Below are 9,798 nucleotides of genomic sequence, written 5' to 3' on the forward strand. Positions count from 1 at the left end.
CGATTTGTCTGACCGGTGCCATTCTGTAAATGGCGTGAACGCTGCTGTGTGGTAAAAGGGAATTCATAAAGGTTATAAACGGGAAACACCGTAACGTGAAAAACTCCGGACCGCGGAAGCTGTCCGGAGTTTTATAATGTTGAAAACGAAAAGATTTTGATGCCTGTTTCGGTAATGGGTAGTTACGTAGCAAAGCCGGCGTATTGCGTCATGTATAAATCATAATATTTCTGCTTACGGGCCAGCAGTTCGTCGTGATTTCCCTGTTCCACAATGCGTCCCTGGTCCAGTACCACGATCAGATCCGCGTCCCGGATGGTGGAGAGACGGTGGGCGATGACGATGCTGGTGCGCCCTTTCATCACTTCCTGCATGGCATCCTGGATGGCTTTTTCCGTTCTTGTGTCTACGTTGGAGGTGGCTTCGTCCAGAATCAGGATGCGGGGATTGGCCACGAAGGCCCGGGCGATGGCCAGCAACTGTCGCTGGCCCTGGCTGATGTTTTCCCCGGCTCCCGTCAGCAGAGTTTCATAGCCTTGCGGCAACAGTTCGATCATTTCATGGCAGCGGCTCATCTCCGCTGCTTTTTTTATCTCTTCTGCAGTCGCATTTTCGTTGGCGTATTGCAGGTTATGATGGATGGAATCGGAGAAGAGAACTGTATCCTGCAGCACGATGCCCACGTGTTTCCGCAGGCTGTCCCGGGTGATTTCTTCCACATTCTGGTCGTTGATCCAGATAGCTCCTTTGTCGGCGTCGTAGTAGCGCATCAGCAGATTGACCACGGTGGACTTGCCGCTGCCGGTGGAACCTACCAATGCTACCTTTTTGCCCGCCGGAATCGTAAGGTTAAAGTGCTTCAGCACCGGTTTGCCCTGCACGTAACCGAATTCCACGTCCTCGAAACGTACGGAAACCTGTTCCTGGTCTTCCCAGACAAGGCCGTACAGGTCCTCGCTGGTTTCGTCCAACACCTGGAAAACACGTTCCGCGCCCGCGATGGCGGACTGCAACTGCCCGTAGATCTGGGCGATTTCATTGATGGGACGGCTGAACTGTTTGGCGTACACGATGAAGGCGGAGATGACGCCCACGGAGATCATGCCGTGGATGGCGAAGTAGCCGCCAAAGGCCGCGATGACCACAAAGCCGATGTTGCCGATACAGTTCATCACCGGACCCATGACGCCGCTGCAGACTTCGGTGCGGATACCGGCTTTGGTCAGTTTGTCGGAAACATTGCAGAACCGTTCCGCCGATTTGTCCTGCTGATTGTAGGCGACAACCGTGCGGTACCCGTTGACGATTTCTTCCACGGTTCCGTTCATACTGCCCAATAAGGTCTGCCGTTCCTTGGAATATTTGCGGACAAAGGACGACAACAGACGGGTGACGATGACGGTGAGGAAGATGGTGCCACAGCTTAACAGGGCCAGCTGCCAGCAAAGCCAGAGCATGATGGCAGCCGTGCCGATGATGGTCAGCACACCGCTGAACAAAGAGGGCAGGGCCTGGGAAACGGTAGTGGAAATGTTTTCCACGTCGTTGGTCATGCGGCTCATCACGTCGCCGTGGGAATGGGTATCCGTATACTTTACGGGCAGGTCGATGACCTTGCCGAACAGTTCTTCCCGGAACTGCCTGACGATGCGCAGGCTCAGCTTTGCGCTGAACACGCCCTGGGCCATTCGCAGGAGACTTATCATTAAATAAGTGGCGAGCATAAAGGCAATGGTTGTTTGCAAGTCGCCGCTGCGTTGTCCGGCGATGATATCCACGGCGTTGCTCTGCAGCATGGGGGCGTAAATCCCCGCAAGGGTGCCGCCCAGTACGGCGGCGAGCATACCGAAGATCAGTTTTTTCTCTTTTACAAAATAGAGGCCGATGCGCTTCAGGGTCCAGCCGATGTCTTTCGCATATTCCGTTTCCGCGAACATGTTGCCGCGGCGGGGGCCGATACCGGACTGCGGGGTCTGGGTCTTTACGTTTTTACTCATGACCGCTCACCGCCTTTCGCAGAAGCATCCGCTTCGTTACTTGTAGTGTTTGTTTTTGGCTGTGTGGTATTTGCGTTTTCAGTTTGCGTTGCGTTTTCGTGTTGCGCAATGTCGCCCACCTGGGACTGGTAAATGTCCTGATAGATGGCACAGCTCTTTAACAACTCTTTATGCGTTCCTTCCGCGACGATCTTTCCGCTTTCCAGAATTAAAATGCGATTGGCGCGACGAACGGAGGCGATGCGCTGCGCTACGATAATTTTTGTGCTTTGGGGACTGGTCTTTGCCAGCTCATTGTAAAAGTTGGCTTCCGTTTTCAGATCCAGTGCGCTGGTGGCATCGTCAAAAATCATAATGGGCGAGCCTTTCAAAACGGCCCGGGCTAACGCGATGCGCTGCTTCTGTCCGCCGGAGAGGCTCATGCCCCGTTCGGCCACAACGGTATCGTAACCCTGTTCCAGCGGCGCAATGAACTCGTGGGCCTGGGCGATGCGGGCGGCGCGTTCGATGTCCGCGTCAGCGGCAGTATTTGACTGTGTGTCACTTTCTGTCAGATCCGTTTCGTTAGGTTGTAAATCATAGCCCCGTGATTCATTAGGCGTTGCCATGCCGGTTTCGGTTTCATCAGTTGTTGCCGTTTCGGTTTTGGTTTCATCCAATTCGCGTCTGCCCCAGGCAATGTTTTCTTTAATTGAGGTGCTGAAGAGTTCGCTCTTTTGCAGCGCGATAGCGATTCTACGACGCAAGGAGCTGACTTTATAGTCCCGAACATCCACACCGTCGATGCGCACGCTGCCTTCCGTTACATCATAAAAACGGGGGATCAGATTGATCAGCGTGGTCTTCCCGCTGCCGGTAGAACCCATAATGGCAATGGTCTCGCCCGGATTGATGGTGAGATTGATATTTTCCAGCACCGGTTTCTGGCTTCCGGGGTAGGTGAAAGACACGTTTACAAATTCAATACGGCCCTGTGTGTTTATTATTTTTGTTGTGTTTTCTGAACGTTGTCCAGATGCGTCAGCATTTTCAAAACTAAAATCAGAAACGTTGCTGCAATCTTTGTCTTCAAACTTTCCGTCCTGAATTTCCGGCTCCAGATGCAGCACCGTTGCCAGCCGTTTCCAGGAAATGAAACCGCGGGAAATGTTCTGGAACAGCATCATCAGCATCATGATGCCCATTAACAGCTGTGTCGTGTAAGTGATGGCCGCCATGATGCTGCCGGGGGAAGCGGCGCCTTCCATCACATCCCTGGCGCCGTACCAGAGGATGGCCGCGACGCTAAGGTTCATTACCATGTTGACAAGGGGGTTCAGAAAGGCGAGGGTCAGCAGAACCTTCAGCTGTGTTTTAATCAAATCGTCGTTGGCTTTGCCGAAGCGAAGCTTCTCGTAGGTTTCTCGCACGCAGGCCTTGATGATGCGGATAGCGGAGATATCCTCCTGCAGCATGTCGTTCACGACATCCAGTTTTTCCTGTTGAAGGGTAAACAGCGGGTTCAACTTGCGCAGAGCGAAATACATGGCGCCGATGATGAAGGGCAGGGCGCCCAGCACGATGAAGGCGAAATCGGGGCTCAGGGTGAACATAAAATACAGGCTGCCGATGGTCATCAGTACCGTGCGTACCATGCCCCGTACAAACTGGGCGATGAGCCGTTCCACCTGGGTCACGTCGTTGGTGATGCGGGTGATAAGGGAACCGGCGCCGAAGCGGTCAATTTGTGGGAAAGAAAAGGTCATGATTTTCCGGAACATGTCCTTGCGCAGGTCATTGCCCATGTTCTGGCTGGCCATGTTCACAAACACGTTGTTCAGGGAACCGAAACAGCAGCCGATGAGTACCATGCCGATCATCTGGATGCCTAAACGCCAGACCAGTTCAAGATTGCCCACGCCGTTATTGTTCAGGCCCAGCACCCCGTCGTCCACGATGCGGCGCATGAGACCCGGCTGAATTAAATCCATCAGCACTTCGCCGCCCATGAACAGCGCGGCGATAATCGCGAAATGCGCATAGCGTTTAACATACTGCCACATAATGCTTCCTCAGTAAAAAAAACAATAAAAATATTTGCTACAAACGACAAACTGTGCTATAATACCATTTGTACAATTTAACATGCGCCTGTAGCTCAGTGGATAGAGCACCGGTCTCCGGAACCGGGTGCGGACGTTCGATTCGTCTCAGGCGCACCAAGCTGATAACCTGCTCTGTAACGCTGGTTGCAGAGCTTTTTTAATGCTTGCGTTACTACAATCAATTTTACCATAAAAATCGACTGATAACGACTGGTTTTACGTAAATTTTGGGAAGAAGGTGAGTAATTCCCGGAATGCGTTCCCATGTATTTTGGGAGTTATTTTATAGGGTGGAAAACCGGGGAAACCCTGAGCCTTCACTCTCATACAGTTCGACATTTGTATCTGACGGCTTCGCCTGTACAGACATATAAATTGTCTATCCTATAATATTAAGAAGTAGTGGGGTAAAATCCCAGTAACCATGCGTGTTTGCACACCAAGGTTGGTCGTTTTTACGACCAACCTTGTTTTATCGGCAAAATCTGCCAGACAGATGCTGACAAACATGGAAATCTTGCCGATATTGTGATAAAATGGTACAACTTGAAAAGTGTAATAGGAACGGAGCTGTTCACCTTGAAACTGTTTAAACAATTTACTATTATTATTGCGTTGTCGTTCATCGGCGAAGTGCTGCACGCGCTGATTCCATTTCCGATTCCGGCCAGCATTTACGGTATTCTGCTGTTGTTTCTTCTGTTGGAACAGAAGACCCTGCAAGTGGATGATGTGAAAGAAGTAGCGGATTTTCTGATTTTCATTATGCCGCTGCTGTTTATTCCTGCTGCAGTGGGACTGATCGATGCCTGGAATGAATTGCGGTCTTCTCTGACAGCGTACGTTACGATTATCATTGCAGTCACGTTGATTGTCATGGTCGCCACGGGACGGATCACCCAGTGGTTCCTCCGCCTTTCCCGCAGGTACACAGATGAAAACACGTAATGGCGTGTGTCATTACGAAACGCAAATTGTAAAACGGTATTGCGAAGACGATGAACCGTTTTACTGAAATACTTAAACTATAAAACTTAAACTATAAAGGAAACCTGATTTATGAATACATTCTGGCAAACTTCCACATTTTTTGGCATATTCATCACGCTGTTCTTTTATGGCGTCGGCATGTTTCTGAAACAGAAGGTGAAGCATACGCTGGTGAATCCGCTGCTGATAGCCATCGTCTTTACGATTTTGTTCCTGCGTGTTTTCGGAATTGAATACCAGACATACAACAACAGCGCGAAATACATCAGCTACCTGATGACGCCGGCCACCATCTGCCTGGCGGTACCACTGTACCGTCAGCTGGATGCACTGAAACGAAATTTTAAGGCTGTCATGTTCGGAATCGCGTCCAGCGTTATCGTTACTATGGTTTCGGTGCTGGGCTTTTCCCGTTTCTTTGGGCTGAGCCGCGCCGCCTATGTGACCATGCTGCCCAAATCCATTACAACTCCTATTGGCATTGGGGTCGCTGAGGAACTGGGCGGTTATGTGGCGATCGCGGTAGCCTCCATCGTCATATCCGGTATTCTCGGCAATATGTTTGCGGAAACGGTCTGCAAGATGTTCGGCATTCAGGAACCCATTGCCAAAGGGATTGCCATTGGCTGTTCCAGCCATGCCATGGGTACCGTGAAAGCGTTGGAGATGGGGGAAGTGGAAGGCGCCATGAGTTCGCTGTCTATAGCCATTGCGGGTATTTTGACTGTCGTCGCGGCCTCTGTATTTGCTACGTTGTTGTAGAATAGGGGCGACAGTTTATGATTTACCCTTTTGCCCGCGGCGTATCATTTATGGTATAGTTATATAAGGAAGTATTCATCATTTTGTAATTTTATATTATAATTATTGTGAACAGACAGTAACGTACAATAGTATATATGACAATCGAAGGAAGAACTTGCGCCATGTACCATTACAATCTTGCATTCGTCCTGGTAGGCATGTCCGACCAGGTGGTTTCTATTTTTTCCCACCTCCTGCCGCTGGAGCGGTTTACCCATGACGTAAAAGGCTTCGCTTCATTAGCGGATATTCCCGCCGGCACGGAATGGCCGCTGAACACTTTTGTCATCTGCGGGTGAACCAGGCTTTCTGTGAAGCGGTGGGCAAGACCAAGGAAGACGTGACAAACCAGTATCACGGCTATATCTGGGGCTTGTCCGGGGAAGAGGCGGAGTATGGGGAAGCCGTGTGCCGCGCGTCCGAACTGGCGGTGGCCAAAGCAGGGAAAACCTGTCATTCCGAGGAAACAGTGTACCATTCCAAGCGGGGCCTTTGCGAGCTGAGCATATTAAAAACGCCGGTGTATGACGAAAATCACGAAATCATCGGTACGGTAGGCATCGCCCGGGATATTACCAAGGAAAAAGAAGCCCAGAAACAGGTGTTAGAGCTGGCCAATTCCGATGCGCTAACCGGACTGCATAACCGTCACCATTTTTACCAGCGGCTGCGGAACCGGCGTAAGGGAGAGTCCCTGACTCTTTGCTATATCGACCTTGACCATTTTAAGTATATCAACGATACATACGGCCATAAAGTGGGGGACGAAACCCTGGTGGCGGTGGCAAACCTGCTGCGTAAGTCTTTCCCCAAGGCATTTATCACCCGTATGGGCGGCGATGAATTCGTGGTAGCGCTGTTTGGTGTAAATGACCGCAAGGAGATTAAGGCTCGTATGGAATTTGTCATGAATGCGATGAAGGAGTTTTTCAAGAGTGACGAACGTATGCGGACGCTGGCCATGAGTATCGGCATTGCGAAATCAGAAAACGAAGAGGCCGACCTGGATATGCTGCTGCAGCAAAGCGACGAGGCACTGTACTGGAGCAAAGAGCATGGTCGGGACCAATATACATTCTATGATGAAATCCTCAATGAACTGCAACGTTTTAAAGAGCATGTGAGACATGAAAGAAGGATTACGGAAGAATGACTATGAAATACTATTTTCCAAGTTGCAAGTTTACCCAGATGAGGCCTGAGACTTCTGAAAAAGTGAAACGCTTTATGGACTCGAAAGGTGTGCGCGTGGTGGGTTGCTGCCGTCCGGGGCATAAAGCATTGTCGGGCTGGAATGATATTGCAATCACTATTTGCGAGACCTGCAGCATAATTATCGGGGAAAACCGGCCTGCCGCAAAGGTAATCAGCCTGTATGAGTTCATCGACGGCCTGCCGGATTTTCCGTTCCCGGATTATAAAGGGGAGCGTATCACATTGCAGGACTGTTACCGGGCCAAAGCGAAAGAAACGGAAAAGGCGGCGGTGCGCAGCGTGCTCCGTAAAATGAACGTGGAAATCGTTGAGCTTTCCGGCACAGAAGAAGAGATCAACTTTGACGGCAGTTTTTTATTTGGACCCATGCGTCCTGACAATTTTACGCTGGCGCCGCTGCGTTTTGCTGAAATTAAAAAGGATATGCAGTCCAAATCTCCGGAAGAGATTGACGCATATCTTAAAAATTACTGTCAGCGTTTTACAACAGAACGGGTGTCCTGTTACTGCAACTCCTGCCTTAGCGGACTGGTGCAGGGACTGCCGGAAGGAAAGCGTGCAGTCCATGTGGCGGAGCTGTTGTTTCCGTAAAGCGTGAAGAGACAGCTGTTCCCGTAACATGTGGGGGAGCGGCTGTTTTTATTTTCTCGTTGTTACGTTTTTTCGGTGCATAGAAGAAATGAAAGTTATGATATCAGAGTGCCTGCTCTTATTAAGAAGTAAGAACACGGGAAGGGATGATTCCATGTTTGACCTGAAAAAGCGCGTTGGTTTTATTCTTACCTTTTTGTTTCTGTTCCTGTTGCCTTTTACCGTTTTTGCAGAGGAAAAAGACATCATCATACTGCATACCAACGATATCCATTGCGGTGTAAGCGACAACCTGGGGATTGACAAGGTCGCGCAATACAAAAAAGAGCTGCAGAAAAAAGGGAACCCCGTTGTGCTGGTGGATGCCGGTGACGCCGTTCAGGGAACTCCTCTCGGCAAACTTTCAAACGGCGAATCCATCGTATCGATTATGAATGCAGCCGGTTATGATTTTGCTATTCCGGGCAACCATGAATTTGATTATGGCATGGAGCAGTTTTTAAAGCTTGCTTCCCGGATGAAATGTGGTTATTATTGTGCCAACCTGATTGATATCAAGACCCGGAAACTGGTGTTGCCGCCTTACAAAATATTGGCGCTGGGAAACAAAAAGGTGGCTTTTATCGGGGCAACGACGCCCCAGACCCTGACCAGTTCCACACCCAAATATTTTCAGGATAAAAACGGGAAATTTATCTATGGTTTTTTGGAGGACGAAAGTGGCCTGAAACTGTACAAAGCATTGCAGGAAGCTGCTGACCGGGTGCGTAAAGAAGGAGCCGACTATGTGTTTCTGGTGGGTCACCTGGGAACGAACGGCGCCCTGCCGAAATGGTCCAGCGGAGCCATAGCGGCCAACACGTATAATATTGATGCGGTGATTGACGGACATTCCCATGAAGAGTATGTACCCCCGCATAAGGTTGCCAACGCGATGGGCAAGGACGTGCTGGTAGTACAGGCAGGAACCAAACTGCAGGCGTTGGGTCAGCTTGTGATTCAGGAAGACGGTTCCCTTTCTTCCACTCTGATTAAAACGCTGTCGGCTTCAGATCCCAAAGTCACGGCGTTGGTTGCCGGGGAAAACAAACGGTTTGACGCGATTCTGAACCAGCCGGTGGGAGAAGCCATGGTAACGCTTACCAGCGATGACCCCGCAACCGATAAACGCCGGGTGCGCAACGGGGAAACCAATTTGGGAGACCTGGTAGCGGATGCGTACCGCTTTGTACTGAATACCGATCTTTCCATCGTCAACGGCGGCTCCATCCGCAAGACCATTAAACCGGGAGTCTTTTCCTATAATGACCTGCTGGAAGCTTTTCCTTTTATCAACATGTGTACGGTAGTGGAAGCGACCGGCCAGCAGATTATAGACGCGCTGGAAGTGGGCGTTGTGAATTATCCGGAAGAAAGCGGCGGGTTCCTGCATGTTTCCGGACTGACGTACACCATTGATTCTTCCGTGCCTTCCGGCGTAGTGAAAGATGTGAAGGGCGGTTTTGTCGAAGTAAAAGGTCCGCGTCGGGTCAAAGATGTGATGATCAACGGGCAGCCTGTTGATTTGAAGAAAATCTATAAGGTGGGTGGCACCAGCTATATTTTAAAAGACGGTGGAAGCGGCATGGCCATGTTTAAGGGTTGCAACATAACCCTTGACGCCGTGATGACCGATGTGGACGCCATCATGGAATATGTACAGAACCATCTGGATGCTAAAATCAAGGAAGGGTATGAAGACCCGTACGGTGCAGGGAGGATTAAAATTCAATAATTCTTCTGGATTCAAGGTTAAAAATTAAAAACCGGGTAATGTTTTCACTGTGGCCTGTCAGTAATGGCAGGCCGCAGTTTTTACTATATAGGACTCTAAGCTTCACAGATAATTCAGAGAAATGAATGAAAAGCACCTTGCAAACAACGGTGTCTGGATTTACAATAGAAATGAGCCAGATATTCTTTATATTAGCATTGTTCAGGACAACAGGAAAAGAAAAGGAGTAATGAAGTTGACCGAAGCAAATCGCTTGTATAAAGACAGAGTATTTAAATTTATTTTTGGAAATCCTGAGAACAAAGAGTGGACGTTGTCACTGTACAACGCCGTGAACGGATCG

8 protein-coding genes and 1 tRNA gene are annotated in these 9,798 nt (G+C 49.7%); 7 read left to right on the forward strand and 2 right to left on the reverse strand.

All coding sequences use genetic code 11. The features are described 5' to 3' along the window. Positions 1–182: 182 nt before the first annotated feature. Both QZV31_RS09420 and QZV31_RS09425 read right to left on the reverse strand, forming a co-directional pair. Positions 183–1,997 (reverse strand): ABC transporter ATP-binding protein, encoded by a 1,815-nt coding sequence (locus QZV31_RS09420; RefSeq protein WP_295359891.1) that lies wholly within the window; start codon positions 1,995–1,997, stop codon positions 183–185. Beyond that, entirely contained in the window at positions 1,994–4,039 is a 2,046-nt protein-coding gene (locus tag QZV31_RS09425) for an ABC transporter ATP-binding protein (RefSeq protein ID WP_295359892.1), read from the reverse strand. Before QZV31_RS09425 ends, QZV31_RS09420 begins: the two co-directional genes overlap by 4 nt. Before the next feature lie 84 nt (positions 4,040–4,123). Here QZV31_RS09425 and QZV31_RS09430 point away from each other — a divergent pair. The 7 genes from QZV31_RS09430 (at position 4,124) to QZV31_RS09460 (ending at position 9,455) form a co-directional block, all read left to right on the forward strand. Then, positions 4,124–4,198: transfer RNA gene (locus QZV31_RS09430), tRNA-Arg, on the forward strand. Between the two features lie 462 nt (positions 4,199–4,660). Then, positions 4,661–5,029: a CidA/LrgA family protein gene (locus QZV31_RS09435; RefSeq protein WP_295359893.1), complete on the forward strand. Its 369-nt coding sequence runs from the start codon at positions 4,661–4,663 to the stop codon at positions 5,027–5,029. Positions 5,030–5,140: 111 nt separating this feature from the next. Then, a complete protein-coding gene (locus tag QZV31_RS09440) occupies positions 5,141–5,833 on the forward strand; it encodes an LrgB family protein (protein WP_295359895.1) in 693 nt (230 codons plus the stop codon). Between the two features lie 164 nt (positions 5,834–5,997). Beyond that, entirely contained in the window at positions 5,998–6,174 is a 177-nt protein-coding gene (locus tag QZV31_RS09445) for a hypothetical protein (RefSeq protein WP_295359896.1), read from the forward strand. Then, a complete protein-coding gene (locus QZV31_RS09450; protein WP_295359898.1) occupies positions 6,141–7,028 on the forward strand; it encodes a sensor domain-containing diguanylate cyclase in 888 nt (295 codons plus the stop codon). Before QZV31_RS09445 ends, QZV31_RS09450 begins: the two co-directional genes overlap by 34 nt. 2 nt (positions 7,029–7,030) lie before the next feature. Then, on the forward strand, positions 7,031–7,681 hold the full coding sequence (locus QZV31_RS09455; protein ID WP_295359900.1) for a hypothetical protein: 651 nt from the start codon (positions 7,031–7,033) through the stop codon (positions 7,679–7,681). Between the two features lie 154 nt (positions 7,682–7,835). Next, complete coding sequence (locus tag QZV31_RS09460; RefSeq protein ID WP_295359902.1) at positions 7,836–9,455, forward strand: bifunctional UDP-sugar hydrolase/5'-nucleotidase; 1,620 nt, start codon at positions 7,836–7,838, stop codon at positions 9,453–9,455. The last annotated feature ends 343 nt before the right edge of the window (positions 9,456–9,798 follow it).

It is taken from the genome of uncultured Succiniclasticum sp., assembly GCF_902793885.1.
Lineage (GTDB): Bacteria > Bacillota > Negativicutes > Acidaminococcales > Acidaminococcaceae > Succiniclasticum.